The sequence below is a fragment of the Actinoalloteichus caeruleus genome, from assembly GCF_049311605.1.
Lineage (GTDB): Bacteria > Actinomycetota > Actinomycetes > Mycobacteriales > Pseudonocardiaceae > Actinoalloteichus_B > Actinoalloteichus_B caeruleus.
Window position 1 is genome coordinate 1,264,995 of sequence record NZ_CP186005.1, and the last position, 18,369, is coordinate 1,283,363.

General features: G+C 73.1%; 19 protein-coding genes. 7 read left to right on the top strand and 12 right to left on the bottom strand.

The window, feature by feature from the left end; genetic code table 11:
- Positions 1-66: 66 nt before the first annotated feature.
- The gene (locus ACOJVX_RS05680) at positions 67-432 is read left to right on the top strand and encodes an Rv2175c family DNA-binding protein (protein ID WP_026418251.1); all 366 of its coding nucleotides are present in this window, start codon (positions 67-69) and stop codon (positions 430-432) included.
- A 56-nt stretch (positions 433-488) separates the two neighbouring features.
- On the opposite strand, the gene mptB is transcribed toward ACOJVX_RS05680, so the two are convergent.
- The 3 genes from mptB to ACOJVX_RS05695 all read right to left on the bottom strand — a co-directional run bounded on the left by mptB (position 489) and on the right by ACOJVX_RS05695 (position 4,799).
- Positions 489-2,105, bottom strand: coding sequence for a polyprenol phosphomannose-dependent alpha 1,6 mannosyltransferase MptB (gene mptB / locus ACOJVX_RS05685; RefSeq protein ID WP_026418252.1), 1,617 nt, complete (start codon positions 2,103-2,105; stop codon positions 489-491).
- A 150-nt stretch (positions 2,106-2,255) separates the two neighbouring features.
- Entirely contained in the window at positions 2,256-3,461 is a 1,206-nt protein-coding gene (locus ACOJVX_RS05690; RefSeq protein ID WP_418153810.1) for an FUSC family protein, read from the bottom strand.
- A 231-nt stretch (positions 3,462-3,692) separates the two neighbouring features.
- The gene (locus ACOJVX_RS05695; RefSeq protein ID WP_418153811.1) at positions 3,693-4,799 is read right to left on the bottom strand and encodes a polyprenyl synthetase family protein; all 1,107 of its coding nucleotides are present in this window, start codon (positions 4,797-4,799) and stop codon (positions 3,693-3,695) included.
- 235 nt (positions 4,800-5,034) lie between these two features.
- Between ACOJVX_RS05695 and ACOJVX_RS05700 the strand changes: the two genes are divergently transcribed.
- Entirely contained in the window at positions 5,035-5,919 is an 885-nt protein-coding gene (locus ACOJVX_RS05700) for a methylenetetrahydrofolate reductase (protein WP_026418254.1), read from the top strand.
- A gap of 70 nt (positions 5,920-5,989) precedes the next feature.
- Here ACOJVX_RS05700 and ACOJVX_RS05705 read toward each other — a convergent pair whose 3' ends face one another.
- Entirely contained in the window at positions 5,990-6,679 is a 690-nt protein-coding gene (locus ACOJVX_RS05705; protein ID WP_051313796.1) for an LppM family (lipo)protein, read from the bottom strand.
- A gap of 184 nt (positions 6,680-6,863) precedes the next feature.
- Between ACOJVX_RS05705 and ACOJVX_RS05710 the strand changes: the two genes are divergently transcribed.
- Positions 6,864-8,555 (top strand): DUF885 domain-containing protein, encoded by a 1,692-nt coding sequence (locus tag ACOJVX_RS05710; protein WP_026418255.1) that lies wholly within the window; start codon positions 6,864-6,866, stop codon positions 8,553-8,555.
- A gap of 59 nt (positions 8,556-8,614) precedes the next feature.
- On the opposite strand, the gene ACOJVX_RS05715 is transcribed toward ACOJVX_RS05710, so the two are convergent.
- Complete coding sequence (locus tag ACOJVX_RS05715) at positions 8,615-9,181, bottom strand: GNAT family N-acetyltransferase (RefSeq protein ID WP_026418256.1); 567 nt, start codon at positions 9,179-9,181, stop codon at positions 8,615-8,617.
- The gene (locus ACOJVX_RS05720; RefSeq protein WP_418153815.1) at positions 9,178-9,681 is read right to left on the bottom strand and encodes a YbaK/EbsC family protein; all 504 of its coding nucleotides are present in this window, start codon (positions 9,679-9,681) and stop codon (positions 9,178-9,180) included. Before ACOJVX_RS05720 ends, ACOJVX_RS05715 begins: the two co-directional genes overlap by 4 nt.
- 221 nt (positions 9,682-9,902) lie before the next feature.
- Between ACOJVX_RS05720 and ACOJVX_RS05725 the strand changes: the two genes are divergently transcribed.
- From ACOJVX_RS05725 to ACOJVX_RS05735, 3 genes are all read left to right on the top strand, one after another.
- Entirely contained in the window at positions 9,903-10,412 is a 510-nt protein-coding gene (locus tag ACOJVX_RS05725) for an SAV_6107 family HEPN domain-containing protein (protein ID WP_422647306.1), read from the top strand.
- Positions 10,409-11,173: a maleylpyruvate isomerase N-terminal domain-containing protein gene (locus ACOJVX_RS05730; RefSeq protein WP_026418258.1), complete on the top strand. Its 765-nt coding sequence runs from the start codon at positions 10,409-10,411 to the stop codon at positions 11,171-11,173. Before ACOJVX_RS05725 ends, ACOJVX_RS05730 begins: the two co-directional genes overlap by 4 nt.
- Positions 11,174-11,322: 149 nt before the next feature.
- The gene (locus ACOJVX_RS05735) at positions 11,323-12,300 is read left to right on the top strand and encodes a TIGR03557 family F420-dependent LLM class oxidoreductase (RefSeq protein ID WP_030103871.1); all 978 of its coding nucleotides are present in this window, start codon (positions 11,323-11,325) and stop codon (positions 12,298-12,300) included.
- Between the two features lie 21 nt (positions 12,301-12,321).
- On the opposite strand, the gene ACOJVX_RS05740 is transcribed toward ACOJVX_RS05735, so the two are convergent.
- Both ACOJVX_RS05740 and ACOJVX_RS05745 read right to left on the bottom strand, forming a co-directional pair.
- Positions 12,322-12,861, bottom strand: a complete 540-nt coding sequence (locus ACOJVX_RS05740) for an MOSC domain-containing protein (protein ID WP_026418260.1) — start codon at positions 12,859-12,861, stop codon at positions 12,322-12,324.
- A gap of 305 nt (positions 12,862-13,166) precedes the next feature.
- A complete protein-coding gene (locus ACOJVX_RS05745; RefSeq protein ID WP_030103872.1) occupies positions 13,167-14,039 on the bottom strand; it encodes a hypothetical protein in 873 nt (290 codons plus the stop codon).
- A 729-nt stretch (positions 14,040-14,768) separates the two neighbouring features.
- Here ACOJVX_RS05745 and ACOJVX_RS05750 point away from each other — a divergent pair.
- Positions 14,769-15,512 carry an SDR family oxidoreductase gene (locus ACOJVX_RS05750; protein ID WP_026418262.1) on the top strand — a complete coding sequence of 248 codons (744 nt, stop codon included), beginning with the start codon at positions 14,769-14,771 and terminating at the stop codon, positions 15,510-15,512.
- A 39-nt stretch (positions 15,513-15,551) separates the two neighbouring features.
- On the opposite strand, the gene ACOJVX_RS05755 is transcribed toward ACOJVX_RS05750, so the two are convergent.
- Genes ACOJVX_RS05755 through ACOJVX_RS05770 form a run of 4 tightly spaced genes read right to left on the bottom strand, consistent with a single transcriptional unit; the run spans position 15,552 to position 18,330 of the window.
- Positions 15,552-15,974, bottom strand: a complete 423-nt coding sequence (locus ACOJVX_RS05755) for a VOC family protein (RefSeq protein WP_026418263.1) — start codon at positions 15,972-15,974, stop codon at positions 15,552-15,554.
- Positions 15,971-16,402 carry a helix-turn-helix transcriptional regulator gene (locus tag ACOJVX_RS05760; RefSeq protein ID WP_026418264.1) on the bottom strand — a complete coding sequence of 144 codons (432 nt, stop codon included), beginning with the start codon at positions 16,400-16,402 and terminating at the stop codon, positions 15,971-15,973. Before ACOJVX_RS05760 ends, ACOJVX_RS05755 begins: the two co-directional genes overlap by 4 nt.
- Positions 16,403-16,456: 54 nt before the next feature.
- Positions 16,457-17,104 (bottom strand): response regulator, encoded by a 648-nt coding sequence (locus ACOJVX_RS05765; RefSeq protein ID WP_026418265.1) that lies wholly within the window; start codon positions 17,102-17,104, stop codon positions 16,457-16,459.
- Positions 17,101-18,330, bottom strand: a complete 1,230-nt coding sequence (locus ACOJVX_RS05770) for a sensor histidine kinase (RefSeq protein ID WP_418153818.1) — start codon at positions 18,328-18,330, stop codon at positions 17,101-17,103. The genes ACOJVX_RS05765 and ACOJVX_RS05770 overlap by 4 nt, the downstream gene beginning before the upstream one ends.
- Between the last annotated feature and the right edge of the window lie 39 nt (positions 18,331-18,369).

Consider the following 18,369-nt stretch of genomic DNA (forward strand, 5'->3'; position numbering starts at 1 on the left):
TCGTACGGAGGGGACGGGAGCAACCAACGCAGGGCATCAGGGTGGGGGTATGGCAGGGTTGCTCCCGTGAGTGAGTTCCCCACCGCCTCCGACGTTCTCGCGCCGGAGGTCGAAGCACTGCCGCTGCCCGACATCGCGGAGCGGCTGGGCGTACCGGTGACCCGGGTGCACCAGCTCCTGCGCGACGGTCACCTGCTCGCCCTGCGCCGAGACCGGATCGCCGTGGTACCCGCCGCCCTCGTCGACGACCAGGGCGTGGTGAAGGGGCTGCCCGGCACTGTCACGGTGCTCCGGGACGGCGGCTACTCCTCGGAGGAGATCCTCCGCTGGTTGTTCACCGAGGACGACACCCTGCCCGGCACCCCGATCGAGGCGTTGCGCGGCAACCGGGGCCGTGAGGTCAAGCGCCGGGCGCAGGCCATGGCGTTCTGACCGGTCCGCACCGCACCGGTGACCGGCCCCGCCACCCTGGCGGGGCTCCGGTCCGGTCAGGGGGTCCTGGGCATCGCGTCCGGCCGCTTCGTCGACAGCCGCAGGGGGTCGGGCCGTACCAGCGACACCGCGGCCAACACCGACACCGCCAGCGCTCCCAGCAGGTAGAGCCACGAGTACAGCGCGGTGTCACCGTCGGGGAAGGTCACGAGCAGCAGCCACACCGAGGCGCAGACCATGGCGACCATCCCCGCCCCGGTCCACGCCAGGCCCGCCGCCAGCACGAGTGGCCAGCTGAAGTACCACGGCAGGGTCGCCGGGGACAGCACCGCGACCGCCAGCATCGTCAGGGCCGCCCGGCGGATGGCCTCCGACCCGCCGACCCGCGCCTTCCACCACTGCCACACGACGACCGCCAACAGGGTCACCATTCCCACCGTCCGGGTGACGGCCAGGAACGGTCCCAGCGGCACCGAGACGAACCACCCCGTCACCAGGTGGGCGAGCTGCGCCACCGCCGTGGGGATCGACAACCAGTTCACGATGATCGACGAGGTCTGGAGCGCGCTGATCCAGCCCAGGTCCACCCCGGCGACCAGGGTGCAGACCGTGAACGTCGCGATCGAGGCGCTCGCGCCGGCCAGGGCGGTCTTGACGAAGTTGACCCGCAACGACCCCGACAGCCGCTGGGCCCAGACCCAGACGAGGAAGGGCAGCGCCATCGCCGCGGTGGCCTTGACCGCGGCCGCCAGCGTCACCACCACGATCCCGGTCAGGTGGCGCCGGTCGAGTACCAGCAGCACACCCGCCGCCAGGAGACCCACCATCAACAGGTCGTTGTGGGGTCCACCGACCAGGTGCACCAGCATGAGCGGGTTGGCCGCCACGATCCACAGCGCCACGGCGGTCCGCCCACCGAGGTGGCGGGACAACCCCGGGACCGCCCAACAGATCATGGCCAGGCCGACGATCATCGCGAGCCTCGTCGCGATGACACCCAGGATCAGGTTCCCGCCCGTGATGATGACGATGATCTTCGCGAGGAGGATGAACAGCGGACCGTAGGGCGCGGGCGTGTTCTGCCAGACCCAGCTGACGTTCTCCGCGAGTGGACCCGGCAGCGCGGAGGGGCCCTCCTGGTAGGGGTCGAGGCCGTGCGCGGCCAGATTGCCCTGCGCCAGGTAGCTGTAGGCGTCGCGGCTGAACAGCGGTGGCGCGAAGACCAGCGGAAGTGTCCAGGCGATCACCGCCGCCAGGACACCGTGCGAGCCGACCCGTTCGATGCGGACCTCGCGGCCCAACCGGACCCAGGCCCACACCGCGAGGCCCAGGCCCACGTACAGGAGGGCGTTCGCCAGGTCCTGGCCGTGACCGAAGCGGACCCAGCTCCACCCGGAGTTGGCCAGCAGCGGGTCGTGGTGCAGCACGCCGGCCGCGCCGACGGCGCCGAGCGCCATCGCCACGGAGCCGAGCACTCCCAGGAGCACGATGCGCAGCGGCAGCAGCTTGCGGAAGGCGCGGAGCCGCCGACCCAGCGAACGCCGTTCGGGCCGGTCAGGGGAGTCACGCGTGGCCTCGGGATCCGGGCTCCGGCGCCGGAGTAGGGGAGGCTGGGCAGCCGCCGCGGAGGTGTCGGGCGCGGGGCTGGATCGGGGCAACGATGGCGTGGACATTTCGGCTTATGTTCCCACAGCGGGGTATCGCTCCGTTGCGCGATCTGACCGATATGTGATCGTTCCTGGTCGGCTCGCACGCACGCCCCCGAGGCAGGCCGCCGGGGCGCGGTGCCCGGGCGGTGCGGGCACCGGCCTCCCGGGAAGGGCTCAGCCCCGGGTGACGAGCGGCGAACGGCCGGCCTCGTCCGGCCGTTCGCACTGGCAGTGCGGCTCCAGTTGGGTGATCATCCGGTCCACCGCGTGCAGCAGCGCTCCGGTGCCGGCCCACACCCGGGGCCGTGGCGGCTGGTCGTCGAGCCGCTCGGCCAGGGCGTGCGCGCGGTCCACCGCTCGCCGCACCGCGCACTCCTCGGCCCGGGTCCCGCAGGAGCCCCCGTCCGCGAGGTGGCGCACCGCCTCGGCGACACCCGCGACGGCGTCGCCCCACGGTTCCGCGAGCGCCGAACCGGGGCCCGGGTCCGCGTCCCGGTCCCCGACGGACGGGGCGATGTCCGCCAGCTCGCTCAGGGGGTACTCCAGGTGGCGGAGGGTGGACAGCACGGAGGTGAGGTCCGGTGGGACGGGCTCGGAGCGCCGTCGCCGGCCGATCCTCGGCCGGGGGTTGAACCGGGTGCTCTCCCGTTGCCAGGAGACGGCCCGTTCGGCCCGGCGGATGCGGCGGTCCAGGCCGTCCACCCGGTGGCACCAGTCGTCCACCTGGCCGGACCGCCACCCGCCCTCGTGGAGGGTTCCGGCGAACTCCTCCAGGAGGTCGGCCATCGCGGAGGCGAGGGACTCGATGGCGGTCCTGGCGTCCCTGAGGTGGACGGGTGGGAGGATCAGCACGTTGATGAGCGCCCCCAGCGCGGCCCCGCCCGCCGTCTCCGCCAGCCGGATCCCCAACATCGTCGCGTCGGCGGCCATGCCGTAGGTGAAGACCAGGAGCGCGGTCGCCGCGACCCACTGGCCGTTCTCCCCGAACCCGCGCCAGCGGCCGAGCAGGACGCCGACGGCGACCATCACCGCGAGGGCCGCGAGTTCGGGGCCGACGAGCCGCACGACGACGAAGGCCAGGACCAGGCCGAGGCCCACGGCGGCCACCTGTTGGAGCGCGCCGGTCACCGAGCGGTAGACGGTGGCCGACACCATGAACATCGCGGCGTACGGGGCCAGGAACGACTGGGGGAGGTTCAGCCAGTGCTCGGCGATCACCCAGGCGAGGGTGGCGGCGAGGGCGGTCTTCGCCGCCTGGACGAGCACGTCCCGTTCCGGACCCGCCCCCCGGAGCGCGGCCCCCAGCCAGGTGGGCACCGCGCGGAGACGTCGCCGGATCCCGTACTGGCCCAGGCTGCTCGGCCGTCGGCCCGCGCCCATCGACTCCCTCCCCGTCGCGGTGTCCCCGGTGAGGGCGTCCCGGCGGCGGCCGGCCCGCCGACCACGGCAGGGGTGCCGCCGGCCGCAGCAGCCGTGCCGGGTGCTCCTCACGTGCGGCGACGACGGTAGGCACCTCCCCTCGGCGCCGCAACCGTGCGGGCGAGGACCAGCCGCGTGGCGTTCCCCACGGCACCCCCGGGTGCGGGCCGAGCGAGCGGGAGCGGGGGCCGGCTACTGGTCCCGTTTGGTCACCGACACCGCCAGTTCCGTCAGCCGACCCCTGGCCTCCTCGGTGACGGAGGTGTCCGTCAGCGCCCGCAGGGCGGAGTCGGTGTACTGGTCGATGCGGGCCTCCACCTCGTCGACCGCGCCGAGTTCGAGAAGGAGGGCGCGGGTCGCCGCGACCCGGTCCGCGTCCAGTTCGGGGTCGCCGATGACGCCCCGCAGTTCGGCCAGCGCGTCCGTCCGCCCCTGTTCCTCCGCCAGCCGGAGGCCGGCGGAGGCGAGCAGGGTCCGCTTGCCCTCGCGGAGGTCGTCCCCGGCTGGTTTGCCGGTCACCTCGGGGTCCCCGAAGACCCCGAGCAGGTCGTCCCGCAGCTGGAAGGCGATGCCGATGTCGGCTCCGAACCGCCGCAACCCGTCCACGACCGGCTGCTCCGCGCCCGCGATCGCCGCGCCGAGGTGCAACGGCCGCTCGACCGTGTAAGCGGCGCACTTGAGCCGGTTCACGTGCAGGGCCGTCTCCGCGTCCTCGTCGCCGCGCACCTGGCTGAGCATGTCCAGGTACTGGCCGGCCAGCATCTCGCTGCGCATCGCGTGCCACACCGGCAGCGATCGGGCCAGGGCCTCCGCCGACAGGCCCGATCCGAAGAACATGTCGTCGGCCCAGGCGAGGGCGACGTCCCCCAGCAGCACGGCGCTGGCCATCCCGAACCGCTCGGGGGCCCCTCGCCAGCCCTCCCGGCGGTGGTGGTCGGCGAAGGACACGTGCACGGTCGGCCGGCCGCGACGCAGGGGGGAGTCGTCCATCAGGTCGTCGTGCACCAGCGCGCAGCCCTGGATGAGTTCGAGGCTGCTCACCGCCCTCACCACGGCCTCGGTGCCCGGTGAGGTGGGGTCGCCGCCCGCCGCCCGCCAGCCCCACCAGGCGAAGGTGGGGCGGACCCGTTTCCCGCCTCCGAGCACCAGCCCGGACAGCGCGTCCACCGCCTGGGCGAACTCCGCGGACGCCAGCGCGACCGTGGCCCTCCTGTCGTGGAGGAACTCCTCCAGCGCGCCGTGGACGGCGGTGATCAGGTCTCGACCGGACTCGTCCCGTCCGTTTCTGAAGTGCTGCACCCGGTCATCCTCCGCGAGGGGCCACGACGGTGACGAACCTGGGGGGTGGACCCGGGCGGCGCGTTCACCGCGCGCGGTGGCGGTGGGGCAGGGGAGTCCACGTACTGGTACGCGAGGGCCGTTCCCTCGTTGCACCGATCAGGGCCTTCGTGGCCCGCCCACAGGGCGCTCCCACCATGCGGACGAGCGCGACGACGGGTACCACGCCTAGTCGTGAATCCGTAACCTGAGAGTCATGACGGCGGTGGTGGATCGGCTCCGTACGGACAGGCCGGTGTTCTCGGTGGAGTTTTTCCCCCCAAGGGATGATGCCAGCGAGCGGCAGCTGTGGCGCGCCGTCCGGGAGCTGGAGCCACTCGACCCGGCGTTCGTGTCCATCACCTACGGGGCGGGCGGGTCCAGCAGGGACCGGACCATCCGCACCACCGGCCGCATCGCGCAGGAGACGACGCTGGTCCCGATGGCGCACCTCACCGGCGTCAACCACTCGCTGGCCGAGTTGCGGAACGTGGTCGGCTGGTACGCGGCGGTGGGGGTGCACAACGTCCTCGCCGTCCGAGGTGACCCGCCCGGTGATCCCCTCGGGGAGTGGGTCGCGCACCCGGAGGGCATCACCTACGCCTCGGAGCTGGTGCGGCTGGTGCGTTCGCTCGGCCCCTTCTGCGTCGGCGTCGCCGCCTTCCCCTACGGGCACCCGAGGTCGGGTGACCTCGACACCGACACCGACCACCTCGTGGGCAAGATCAGGGCGGGCGCCGACTTCGCCATCGCCCAGTTGTTCTTCGAGGCCGACGACTTCCTCCGGCTCCGCGACCGGCTGGCCAGCCGGGGCTGCGACGCCCCGCTGCTGCCGGGTGTCATGCCCCTGACCACCGTCCGGACCCTGGACAAGACCGTGGAGCTGTCCGGTGCGGGAGTCCCGCCGTCCCTGGAACGCCGGTTGGCCCCCCACCGGGATGACCCGAAGGCGTTCCGCGCCGCCGGGATCGACGTGGTGACGGAGCTGTCCGAACGACTGCTGGCCGAGGGGGTGCGGGGTCTGCACTTCTACACCCTGAACAGGTCCACGGCCACCCGTGAGGTGATCGGCCGACTCGGACTGGCGCCCACCCGGGTCTGAGGCGACGTGCGCGCGGGCCGACGCGCGAACCCGAACGGCCCGGGAGGGACGCCCCGGAGCCGGGGGCGGATCAGAACGGTGTCTCGCCGGCCGGGAGCATCCTGCTGCGGCGCCGGGAGATCAACGCCATCATCAGCACGAACACCGTCGCGCTCCCCGTGAGCCCGCCGATCATCACCACACCCTGGGTCCACACCGAGTCCTGGCCGGAGGAGCGCACCGAGGCGTTCAGGTTGTAGACGCGACCTGGTTCCGGCGACCAGCTGACCCGGGTGCCCTCCACGTCACCGTCGGTGCGGCCCACCTCGTAGGGGAACTCGGCGACCACCGCGAGGTCCGCCTCCTCCCGGGGGATCTGCGTCAGGTCGAGGGAGCCGTGCACGGAGAGGGTCTCGTTCACCTGCCGGACGGTCAGCCGGTACCGGTCGGCCCACGGGCCCCCTTCCACCAGTTGGCGGAACTCTTCGGTGGTCAGCTCGGAGAAGGTCAGTCGGGTTCCGACGTAACCGTCCGCGTCGTAGGGCTCCGACTCCACCTTGGCGTCCAGCTTGGCGGGCGCCTGGAGTTGCGGCCCGACGTCGCCGACCTGCACGGGACGCACGGCCACCACGGCGTGCCCAGAGACCCTGGCGTTCTCGGAGACCTCCAACGACACGTCAACCCGGAGACAACCGGTGAGAACCAGGCCAACCAGCGCCAACACCGCAGCGGTCAGCAGCCGTCCCGATCGGGCAAGCGAGGATCGAGGCACCGGGTTCATTGCGTCATCGTGCCAGCTACCCCCGGGGGTCCGCGCGCTGTGGACCGTCCCCCACAGGGTGCCGGCGGCGCGTCTCCCAATCCCGCCAGGGTGTCGCCTGAACGATGCTCGCCGCTCGCGGAGGGTGTTCGTCACGTGCAAACCGGATGGGGGAACGCCGGGGTCGCGCGGTAGCGTGCCAGCCATGTCTTCCAGCCCGCAGGGTGTGCACCGGCTCAGTGACAGGTACGTCGAGGACCACGCCGCGCTCGAACCGATCGAGGCGACCTTCATGGGCGTCGGCGGCCACGACGACAGGTTGACGGACTTCTCCCCCGAGGGCTACGAGCGGCGGGGCGAGCTGGCCAGGGCGGCGCTGGCCTCGGTGCGGGCGGCGGAACCGGTCGACGCGGGGGAACGGGTCGCCAAGGAGGCGTTCGAGGAGCGGGTCGGCCTCCAGGTCGAACTGCACGACGCCGGGCTGGACCTGTCCGCCCTCAACGTCACCGCGAGCCCGGTGCAGGACGTGCGGCAGGTGTTCGACCTGATGCCGACCGCGACGGCGGAGGACTGGGCGATGATCTCGGCGCGGCTGAGCGCGGTGCCGGAGACGCTGTCCGGGTTGCGGGCCTCGTTGACGAAGGCCGCCCAGGACGGCAGGGTGTCGGCGCTCCGGCAGGTGACCAGGACCGCCGAGCAGTGCGAGACCTGGGCCGGCCAGCGGGGAACGCCCTCCTTCTTCGGCTCGCTGGTGGCGGGTGCCGACGCGGTGCCGGGCACGAGCGACGCGCTGCGGTCCGACCTCGCCGAGGGAGCCCGCGCGGCCTCGGAGGCCTACGGCGAGCTGGCCCGCTTCCTGCGTGAGGACCTCGCCCCGCTCGCCCCGAGGAAGGACGCGGTGGGGCGGGACGTCTACCAGTTGTGGTCCCGCTACTTCATCGGAGCGGAGCTCGACCTGCTGGAGGCCTACCAGTGGGGCTGGGAGGAGTTCATCCGCATCGAGTCCGAGATGAAGGAGGTCGCTGGCCGCATCAAGGCGGGCGGCACCCTCGCCGAGGTGGCCGGGGCACTGGACAACGACCCCCGGTACCGGGTGCACGGGCAGGACGCGTTCCAGCGGTGGATGCAGCAGCTGTCGGACGCCGCGCTCGCGGAGCTGCGGGGCAAGCACTTCCACATCCCGGACCGGTTGATGGACCTCGAGTGCCGGATCGCTCCCCCCGGCGGGGGGAACGGCGCCTACTACACCGGTCCGAACGAGGACTTCAGCCGGCCAGGCCGGATGTGGTGGTCGGTTCCCGCCGACAAGGAGGAGTTCTCCACCTGGCGTGAGGTGACGACCGTCTACCACGAGGGCGTCCCCGGCCACCACCTCCAGGTCGCGACGGCGGTGGACCAGTCGGAGAACCTCAACCAGTGGCAGCGGTTGATGTGCTGGACCTCCGGCCACGGGGAGGGCTGGGCGCTGTACGCGGAGCGCCTGATGCGGGAGCTCGGCTACCTGTCCGACGACGGGGACCTGCTGGGGATGCTCAACGCGCAGCTGTTCCGGGCCGCCCGGGTCATCGTCGACATCGGGATGCACCTGGAGCTGGAGATCCCCGCCGGTCACGGCTTCCACGACGGCGAACGGTGGACCCCGGAGCTGGGCCTGGAGTTCATGCTCACCCGGACCATCGAGGACCCGACGAACGTGCGGGACGAGATCGACCGTTACCTGGGGTGGCCGGGGCAGGCGCCCGCCTACAAGCTCGGTGAGCGGCTGTGGCTGCGGGCCAGGGACGAGGTCCGCCAGCGGCAGGGAGACCAGTTCGACCTCCAGGCCTTCCACCGCCGCGCGCTGGAGCTCGGAGGGCTGGGGCTGGACGTGCTCCGCCGGCAGCTGAGCTCGTTCTGACGCGGACGGCGGGCGCACCGGACCCGCGACGGGTCCGGTGCCTCGAACCGGGTGGTGCCTCAGATCGGCAGTGCGCGTCCCAGCACGGCGAAGGGACGCGGGTCGCCGGCGAACCGGTGGTGGCGCAACACGTCCTCGAAGCCCATCCGCCGGTAGAGCCGCCACGCGCGACTCGGCCCCTCTGGCGTGGACAGCAGGACGCGTGAGCAGGGCAGGTCGCCGAGCAGTGCCCGCAACAGACGTTCCCCGGTGCCCCGCCCCTGTGCCGCCGGGGACACGTGGAGTTCGGTGAGTTCGAAGTAGTCGGCCAGCCACTCGGCGGCCGCCTGGTGCTCCCCGGTCCCGGTGAGTCCGCGCAACACCTGCTCGTACCACCACTGGCCCGAACCACCCAGGTAGCCGTAGGCGACGCCCACCATGTCCTCGCCCCGCAGCGCGGCGACCGCCCGCCAGCCCGGCCGGCTGATGTGGGACATCCAGGTCGACGCCCGCTGGTGCACGGCGCTGGGCGGGTACCGCATGGCGGACACGTAGATGCCGAGGGCCTCGGTCAGCCTGGCCCGCATCCCCTCCGGGTCGAGGGCGACGATCCGATCCGGCCCGGAGGCCTCCGGGAGCACGGTCACCTCGGGGCGTCCTCCTGTTCGGGAGTCGGGGCGGCACTCGCCCGCGTGACGCTGACCTCCCTCCCCCCGGTGACCGCGACGAGTTGGTCGACCGTGATGGGGAACAGCGAACGGGGGTGCCCCGCCGCGGCCCAGACGACCGGGTGGCGGCGGAGGGACGTGTCGACGAGGGTGGCGACGCGGGTCGGGTGGCCGACGGGGGCGACCCCGCCGATGGCCTGACCGGTGTGACGTCGGACGAAGTCGGGCGTGGCGCGGCCCACCCGGGTGGCGCCGACGAGACCGGCCAACGTGGCCACGTCCGCGCGGTGCGCTCCGGAGGTCATCACCAGCAGCGGTGCCCCGTCGGCGTCGAACACGAGGCTGTTGGCGATCGCTCCCACCTCGACACCCACCTGGGCCGCGGCCTGGGCGGCCGTCCGGACGTCGGAGTCCAGGAACCGGAGTCCGTCGGCGCAGCCGCTCATGCCGGTGGACCGGAGGATGTCGACCACAGCCATGACCCCTGGGTGCGTCACCGAGTTCACGGGGACCATCAGACCACGACTTGAGCGAGGGGGATCTGGCGGGCTAGGGTGGCCCTGTTCGAACATCTGTTCGATCAAGGGTTGGGGTCCGCCCCGGCCCTCTCCGTCCGCCCGGTGGTCGGGGTGGGGGAAGCACCCCGACCACCGGGACGGCGTTCTCGGAAGCCGTCACGGCACCACCCGGGAGGAGTCCGATGTCCACCTCTCCGCACCGGCCTACCGACCTCGTACCAGGATCGGCGCCGGGCACGTCGTCCGAGCGGGGCCGCCGGTCCGCCTCGCTCCCGGACACCCCGACCCCGTCCGAAGCCCCGACCTCCCTCGCGGCGGAGCAGCTCCTGCGCCGCGCGAGGTCCGCGCTGGGCGAGGCCGCCCGCGCGTCCGCTGCCGACCGCAGGTATTCCTCGGCGTACCTGGCGGCGGTGCAGGGCGCCGCGGCGCTGGTGGCGGCTCGGGCGCGGCCGTCGGCCGCACGAGGCCCCACCAGCGTCTGGGTGCTGCTCGCCGACGCGGCCCCCGAACTCGGGAAGTGGGCCACGTTCTTCCAGTCGTGCTCGGACCGGCGGGCGGCGGTGGACGCCGGCGTGCACCGCCTGGCCCACCAACGGGTCGCCGACGAACTCCTCCGCCGCACCGACCAGTTCCTCACCCTGATCGATTCCACACTGCGGCTTCGGCCGGGCACGGGGAAGGTGGGAGCGTGACGACGGCTCCACTCGTGGACTACGAGAACCTGTTCACCACCGTGGGCGCGGAGGGCGCCGCGCTGGTTCGCGCGCTGCCCGCCGCCGACCCGGGCGGGGAGGTCCCTGGCTGCCCGGGCCGCACCCTGGGGGACACGGCGCGGCACGTCGGCAGGGTGCACCGGGAGGTGGCCCGCTGCCTGCGCGGCGCCGGCGGCGACGGCGCCGCGCATCCGGTCCCCACCCGAGGTCCCGAGCTCGCCGAGTACGTCCACGGCGGCCTGGCCGAACTGATGGCGGTGCTCGCCACCAGGGAACCGGCGGAACCCTGCCCCACCCTGTGGCCCGCCGACCCGCGCTGCGGCTTCTGGTACCGGAGGATGGCCCACGAGACCACGGTGCACCGGGTCGACGTGGAGGCGGCCTCCCTCGTCGACGTCGGGCCCGTCGAGTCCCCGATCGCCGTGGACGGCATCGACGAGATCCTCTTCCTGTACTTCGGTCACCGGCTCGCCGAACTCGCGATCACGGCCTCCCGCGAGGCGGTGGTCGCGGTCCGCGCCGGCGGACGGACCTGGCACGCCTCGGCCGGGGCCCGAGGATCGAGGGTCCGCCGGGTCGGGCCTGGTCCGGGAGGCGCCGTGGACGCCACGGTGTCCGGTGACCCCTCCTCGGTCCTGCTCTGGCTGTGGGGCCGGCTCCCCGACCGGGCGGTCACGGTCGACGGGGACTTCGACGCCATCGCGCAACTGTGGGCGTTGCTGCGCGTCTGCACCCGCTGACCTCGGGCCTGGGCACGCGCGCCGCCGCCCTCCGAGCCGTGCCGGTGACCGTGGCCCGTCGAGTCGGGACCGGATCGAGGGCGGCATCGGCGGGGTGAACGCGGGGGCGCCACCCTGCGGGACCACCCGATGCGTGCCACGGTCGTCGGGTGGTTGACTTCGGGTACACGCTCTTCACCGAGCAGGCAGATCCTCGGCAGTTGGTCCGCGACTCGGTCGCTGCCGAACGAGCCGGCTTCGACTTCGCCGTCAGCAGTGACCACTACTTCCCGTGGCTGGACGAGCTGGGGCACTCCGCGTACTGCTGGGCCGTGCTCGGGGCGGTCGCGCACGCCACCGAGCGGATGCGGCTGATGACGTACGTGACCTGCCCGACCATCCGGTACCACCCGGCGGTCGTCGCGCAGAAGGCCGCGACCCTGCAACTGCTCTCCGAGGGCCGGTTCACCCTTGGGCTGGGAGCGGGGGAGAACCTCAACGAGCACGTGGTGGGCCTGGACTGGCCGCCGGTGAACGTGCGGCACGAGATGCTCGCCGAGGCCTGCGAGATCATCTCGGCGCTGTTCGACGGCGGTTACGTCAACTACGTCGGCGAGCACTACCGGGTCGACTCGGCCAAGCTGTGGGACCTGCCCGAGGAGCGGGTCCCGCTGGCGATGGCGGTGTCCGGCCGCCAGTCGTGCACCGTCTTCGGCCCGCTCGGTGACCACCTCGTGGCCACCGAGCCCAAGGCCGAGCTGGTGCGGATGTGGGACGAGGCCCGACCCGGGCGGGCCACGAGCCGCAAGATCGGCCAGCAGCCGCTCGCCTACGGGCCGGACCGCGAGGAGGCGGTGCGGCGGGCGCACCGGCTCTTCCGCTGGTTCGGCGGTGGGTGGAAGGTCAACTCGGAGATCCCCTCCACCGCCGGCTTCGCCGCGGCGAGCCAGTTCGTCCGCCCCGAGGACGTCGCGGCGACCATCCCCTGCGGGCCGGACGTCGCACGCCACGTGGACGCCGTCCGACCGTTCGTCGAGGCGGGCTTCACCGACGTCGCGCTCGTGCAGGCGGGCGCGGACCGGCAGGACGAGTTCTTCCGGTTCGCCGAGGGCGAGCTGTTGCCGGCGCTGCGCGCGGAGTTCGGCTGATCCCCTCCGGGAGGGAGCCGATCAGACGACGACCAGCGGGGAGTGCGGGGCGGTGGGCAGCTCGACGGTGATGGTGTCCCCAGGCCTGATCTCCCCGCCCTGGACGACCACACCCATGATCCCCGCCCGCCGCACCACCTCGCCGCGGTCGTCCCTGCCGATCACCTGGCCCAGCAGACCGGGGCGGAAGCGGTTGATCTGGTGGCAGGGGTTGCGGAGACCGGTCACCCGCACGGCGGCGCCCCCTGGGAAGACGAGCAGGGTGTCGGTCGGTAACGCCACCAGGTCGAGCCCCGAGGTGGTCACGTTCTCCCCGAGCTCGCCGGGCCCGACCCGGTAGCCGAGCTCCCCCAACTCCCCCAACAACTCCTGGCTGATCAGGTGGACCTGCCGCAGGTTCGGCCGGGTCGGGTCCTTCGCGACCCTCGACCGGTGGCGGACGGTGGTTCCGGCGTGCGCGTCGCCCTCCACCCCCAATCCGGTGAGGAGGCGGATGCTCCGCTGCGCGGGTTTGGTGAAGGTGTGGGTCGCACTGCGGCTGACGGCCACGACGGCGCTCATGGCGAAGTCCTCTCGACCAAGCCACCGCCGGGCGGCGGCGTCCTCTGTTCGGCCCCCGCACACTAGCCGGTGCGCCGTGCGGGCGGAGGTGGTCAGAACTCTCGTCGGCGGGGGTCGACGCCGCCGGGCGGCATCCCCGTGGCCCGAGCGCGGCGACGAGCCAGGCCCCGCCCCCCGGCGACGGTCACGGCCAACGGCGCGGCTCCCTCTCTGACCGGGTGCGCCGTCCTCAGGGCGGCGACGGGACGCGTGCGGGCGGGGGCTGGCCGCGGCCGGCACCAGCGGTGACCCCGCTGCCCGTCCACTCAGTCCTCGGTCAGCTGGGAGCCGCTGATCCGCAACCAGCCGCTCGGCGAGAAGCGCGACCCCTCCGGCAGTGCGAGGCTCACGGTCTCGGGGTCCCCGTGCGTCCACGCGCAGAGCTGGTAGGGCCGGTCGACCGTGAAGCGGTGCGCGTGGGCCTCCCGCTGCCAGCTCTCCACCGTCAGGTCACGCCCCACCGCGCCGAGGAAGGCGGCGAGCTCCGCCTCGGCCTGCTCCGGGGTGCTGACGGCGCAGCGCAGGACCCGGTTCACCGTGACGAGTTGCCGAATCCGCCGGGTGCGCGCCCGGTGGCCGTCGCACACCCCGTACCGGGTTCCTGGTGCCAGGGTCGCGAAGGGGGAGCCCGCCGGTACGGCGTCCAGCCACAGCTGCCAGCAGCGTTCCTCGGTGTGGTGCCTCGGCGGCAGCCACCGGCCGTGCCGGCGCACCCACAGCAGGTCGTCCCCCACGGGGGCCGCCCGGTGAGCGCGGTGGGAGACGATCGAGCCGGCGACGCGTTCCAGCGCGTCCGCCAGCAGACCGGCCTGGCTGCGTTCGACGCCGATCGGCTCCTCGTTCGTGTAAGGGCCGCGTACCGCCAGGCCCGTCAACATCCGCCATCGGGTGTGCTCGATCGTCAACCACCGTCGTCCGGTGAGGCAGGTGCCCTCCAACTCGGTGGTGGAGCCCAACCTGATCGCGTCCGCGGCCCTCCGCGCCAGTTCCGGCGTGAGCTGGATGAGGCCGGCGTGCGGAGTGGTCCCCACGTGCAGCAACACCCGGCTCCCCGCGCGATCGGGGCGCACGGTCACCAGTCGCGAACGTTCGCACAGCAGTTCCCTGCCGTGGACGCGGACGTCCGGTTCGCCGGTCATGACCGCTCCGCCCGGAGACGACCGGCCCGATCGGGCGCCGGGATGGGCTGGGGGGTTGGGTTCCTGGTGGGGGAGGCCGGCTGCGGGGGGCAGGCGGTCGGTGTTCCGGCGACGGGGAGATGGTCGGTCGTCGGTGGGGCCATCACGTGTCTCCTGGTTCGTGGTCCTCGCGGGTGGGAGCGCCGGTCCGCTCCCCGCCGAGGAGCGCTGCTGACAACCACCTCATCGGCGGGAGACGACGTAAGGAGCAGCGGCGTCACTCCGGCGAGGGGGCCCGAGCGGAAGGCTTCGCGCCGACCTGTGTTCCCCCTGCGACGAGCGGCGCCTGAGTCCTCCGAACGGGGGACATTCGGCGGCGGGCACCGGGTGAGGGGCGCCGTACGGCGGGGCGGAGCCCAGACCGGGCTTCCGGGGCTTCGGAGCGGGCGGGCGCGGCACTCGGGGCGGAGTCCGGGGGCGACAACGGCGGGACGCCCGACGTGAGCGGGTGGCGGGGCGTCCGTACCCGCCGGCGCCCCGGCATGACGGGCGGTGCGGCGCGCGTGCCGGGGCGGGGCCGAGGAGCGGGAGCCGCGGCCAGGGAGAGGGATCTCCACCGCCGGTCCCTCGGGGCGGGAGATCGGGCGGGTGGCCGTCAGCCGCCGGCGGGGTTCGTCCGGCCGGAGGTGTGCCAGCCCGCTGTCGGTTGACTAACGTCGGTGGCACTTCCCCGGATGGCCAGGAGGACAGGTGGGCGCGCTCGACGGTAGGACCGCGCTGGTGACGGGCGGGTCCCGGGGAATCGGTCGGGGCGTGGTGGAACGGCTGGCGGTGGACGGTGCGGAGGTCGTCCTCAGCTACCGGTCCGACGCCGCCGCGGCCGCCGACGTGGTCGACGGTGTGCGCTCCCAGGGGGGCCTGGCCCACGCCCTCCGCGCGGACCAGGCCAGGGTCACCGAGGTCCGCCTGCTCTTCGAACAGGCGGAGGAACGGCTCGGCGGACTGGACATCGTCGTGCTCAACGCCGCGACGATCCGCGCGCCGATCTTCGCTGACGCGACCGAGGACGACTACGAGCACGTGTTCGACACCAACGTGCGGGGCCCGTTCTTCGCCATCCAGGAAGCCGGCCGACGCCTGCGGGACGGCGGGCGGATCGTCACGGTGTCCTCGGTGAACACCGTGGTGCGATCACCGACCGTGGCCCTCTACGCCGGGAGCAAGGCGGCACTCGAACAGTTCACCGTGGTGGCGGCCAAGGAATTCGGCGAACGGGGCATCACCGTCAACACGGTCTCGCCGGGGGCCACCGAGACGGACATGCTCCGCCAGGCCAACTCGGCGGAGGCGCTGGGAGCCCTGGCCGCCTCCACGCCGCTGGGTCGGCTCGGCCGGCCCGAGGACATCGCCAACGTCGTCGCCTTCCTGGTGGGACCGGACGCCGCCTGGGTCACGGGGCAGAACCTGCGCGCCGAGGGCGGCATCATCCCCTGATCGTGGAGCGCGAGCAGGGTCAGCCCCGTGCCCACGACATCAGTCCCGAGCGCGGGCGGAGAAACGCACCATGTTCCCGGCCGGGTCCCGGAAGGCGCAGTCGCGCACGCCGTAGGCCTGGTCGGTCGGCTCCTGCATCACGTCGGCTCCCGAGGCGCGCACGCGCTCGAACGTGGCGTCGAGGTCGTCGGTGAGGAAGATGACCCCCGGCATCGCTCCCTTGGCCGTCAGGTCCTGGAGGACGCGGTTGTCCTCCTCGGAGACGAGGGCACTGCCGGCGTAGAGGTTGATCTCCAGGTCGGGCTGCCCGGCCGGGCCGACCGTCAGCCAGCGCATGTTGTCGAACTCGTCGTCGAAGGTGTGGTCCGAGCGCACCTCCAGGCCCAGGACGTCGCGGTAGAAGGCCAGCGCCGCGTCCTGGTCGTCGACGAAGAGGAAGGTGTGGGACAAGGTCAGATTCATACCGAGGACGGTAGGGCGAGGCGCCTCCGACGTGCTTCTCGGTTTCTGCTCGGCCTGGCGAGGGCGCGGAGGTGGCAGCCGGGGAGCACGAGGGCTGGACGTGGCCGTGCCCGGTAGGCGCTCGGGCTCTCCCCGACGAGTTCGGTGAACCTGCTGCTGAACGAGCCGAGTGAGGTGCAGCCGACGGCCACGCACACCTCGGTCACGGACAGGGCGCCCGTGCGGAGCAGCGCCTTCGCGCGTTCGATACGACGTGTCATCAGGTACTGGTACGGCGTTTCCCCGTAGACCTGCCGGAAGCGTCGGGAGAAGTGCGACGTGGACATCAGGGCGGTGCGGGCGAGCACGGGGACGTTCAGCGGCAGCCAGTACTCGCGGTCCATCCTGTCCCGAGCCCGCCGCAACAAGGTGAGATCAGTGGTCGTCACCGGCCGAGCCTGACAGCGACCGCCGACGGTTCCCCGGCCGCCGGGCCGCCCGTCTCACCGGCCGGCCAGCCCCGCCTCCTGGGCGGCGATCGCGGCCTGGACGCGGGACCGCAGCTCGAGCTTCGCCAGGACGCGGGACACGTGGGTCTTCACCGTGGTCTCCCCGATGTGCAGTCGGCGCGCGATCTCCTGGTTCGACATGCCCTCGCCCAGGCAAGCCAGCACGTCCCGTTCGCGGTCCGTGAGCTGGTCCAGGTTCCGGGTGGGGGGCGGTGCCGGGGCGGCGTCGGCGAAGGCGGTGAGCAACCGGCGGGTGACCTGGGGCGCCAGCACCGCCTCTCCCGCCGCGACCAGGCGCACCGCCTCGATCAGCGCCGGAGCCTCGACCGACTTGAGCAGGAAACCGGCCGCGCCGGCACGCAGCGCACCGTAGACGTACTCGTCCAGGTCGAAGGTGGTCAGGACCACCACCTCGCAGGTCCCGGCGCCGACCAGCCGCCTGGTCGCCTCGATGCCGTCGGTGCCCGGCATCCGGATGTCCATGAGCACGACGTCGGGCCGCAGGTCGACGGCCCGGCGGACGGCCGTGGCTCCGTCGCCGGCCTCTCCCACCACCTCGATCCCCGGTGCCCCGGAGAGGATGAGGACCAGTCCCGCCCGGATGGCGGCGTGGTCGTCGGCCACCAGAACCCTGATGCTCACCTGTCGTCTCCCCTCACCGGCAACGCCGCGCGCACCCGCCACCGGCCCTCGACCACCCCGGCCGTCACGGTGCCGCCCGTCGCCCTCGCTCGTTCTCGCATGCCCGTCAGGCCGTGCCCGGTTCCACCACTCGGTGGGAGGCGGTCGGGCAGGGTGTTGGTGACGGTCACCAGCACACCGTCCACCGTCCGCTCCAGCACCAGGTCGACCCGGCTCCCGGGGGCGTGCCGGACGGCGTTGGTCAACGCCTCCTGGATGATGCGGTAGGCGGCGAGTTCCACCGCCGCGGGCGGTCCAGCCGGGGGCCCGGGAGCCCCCTCGCCCACGGCGGCCCCCAGGGCGTTCCGGACCGCCACCCGGAGACCGGAGGCCCGCGCCGAGTCCACCAGGCCATCGACCTCGGCCAGCCGGGGCGGGGCGGCGACCTCGCGGACGCCCTCCTCGTCGCCGCGCAACATGTCGATCATCGCCCGCATCTCCGTGAGGGAACGGACGCTGTTCTCCCTGATCGATGCGAGCACGGTGCGCACGGTGGCCTGGTCACCCCCGCCGGCCATCGACAGCACGGCCTCGGACTGGATCGCGATCGCCGAGAGGTGGCCGGCGACGACATCGTGCAGGTCCCTGGCCATCCTCGCGCGTTCGTTCGCGATCACCGCTCGCCGGTCGAGCTCGGCGATCCTGGCGGCCTGCTCCGCGCGCTCGCGTTCGGCCGCGGCCGCGTCCCGGTGTTGGCGCACGTTCATGCCCCACCACACGGGGATCAGGACGACCGCGGCCACCTGGACCGCGGTGAGGAACGCGAGGGCGAGCAGCCCGGTCGTGGCCACGGTGACCACGAGGGAACCCACCAACGCCACCGGGACCAACGCGACCATCGCGCGAGCCAACCGGCGGGATCCGTAGTGCACGGCGGCGAACATCAGGTCCGCGAGGACGAACAGGACCGGCGCGCTGAACCCGAGCACGAAGTCCACTCCGGCACCGGCCAGACCGATGGCCAGCGCCAGCGGGGGCCGGCGGGCGCGCAGGAGGGTCCCGGAGCAGCAGACCCCCAGCACCAGGAGGCGAGCCCACTGCTGCGGCTGGTCGACGACCCCCGGCAGTGCCGTCGGGTCCTGGAGTTCGTAGAGCACCGCACCGAAGGTGAACAGCGCCACCGCGATCAGCGGGTCGCGCCAGGGCGGGCGGGCCCAGGCGGCGAGGGAACGGAGCGGACCGGACACCGCCACATCACAGCACGGCGGGCCGCCCGGCACGTCATC

What these genes read in the sequence shown, in the direction of transcription:
- mptB (WP_026418252.1), bottom strand. Translation starts at nt 2,105, where the DNA reads ATGTCCACGCCATCGTTGCCCCGATCCAGCCCCGCGCCCGACACCTCC.
- ACOJVX_RS05690 (WP_418153810.1), bottom strand. Translation starts at nt 3,461, where the DNA reads ATGGGCGCGGGCCGACGGCCGAGCAGCCTGGGCCAGTACGGGATCCGG.
- ACOJVX_RS05700 (WP_026418254.1), top strand. Translation starts at nt 5,035, where the DNA reads ATGACGGCGGTGGTGGATCGGCTCCGTACGGACAGGCCGGTGTTCTCG.
- ACOJVX_RS05705 (WP_051313796.1), bottom strand. Translation starts at nt 6,679, where the DNA reads ATGAACCCGGTGCCTCGATCCTCGCTTGCCCGATCGGGACGGCTGCTG.
- ACOJVX_RS05710 (WP_026418255.1), top strand. Translation starts at nt 6,864, where the DNA reads ATGTCTTCCAGCCCGCAGGGTGTGCACCGGCTCAGTGACAGGTACGTC.
- ACOJVX_RS05720 (WP_418153815.1), bottom strand. Translation starts at nt 9,681, where the DNA reads ATGGCTGTGGTCGACATCCTCCGGTCCACCGGCATGAGCGGCTGCGCC.
- ACOJVX_RS05725 (WP_422647306.1), top strand. Translation starts at nt 9,903, where the DNA reads ATGTCCACCTCTCCGCACCGGCCTACCGACCTCGTACCAGGATCGGCG.
- ACOJVX_RS05740 (WP_026418260.1), bottom strand. Translation starts at nt 12,861, where the DNA reads ATGAGCGCCGTCGTGGCCGTCAGCCGCAGTGCGACCCACACCTTCACC.
- ACOJVX_RS05745 (WP_030103872.1), bottom strand. Translation starts at nt 14,039, where the DNA reads ATGACCGGCGAACCGGACGTCCGCGTCCACGGCAGGGAACTGCTGTGC.
- ACOJVX_RS05755 (WP_026418263.1), bottom strand. Translation starts at nt 15,974, where the DNA reads ATGAATCTGACCTTGTCCCACACCTTCCTCTTCGTCGACGACCAGGAC.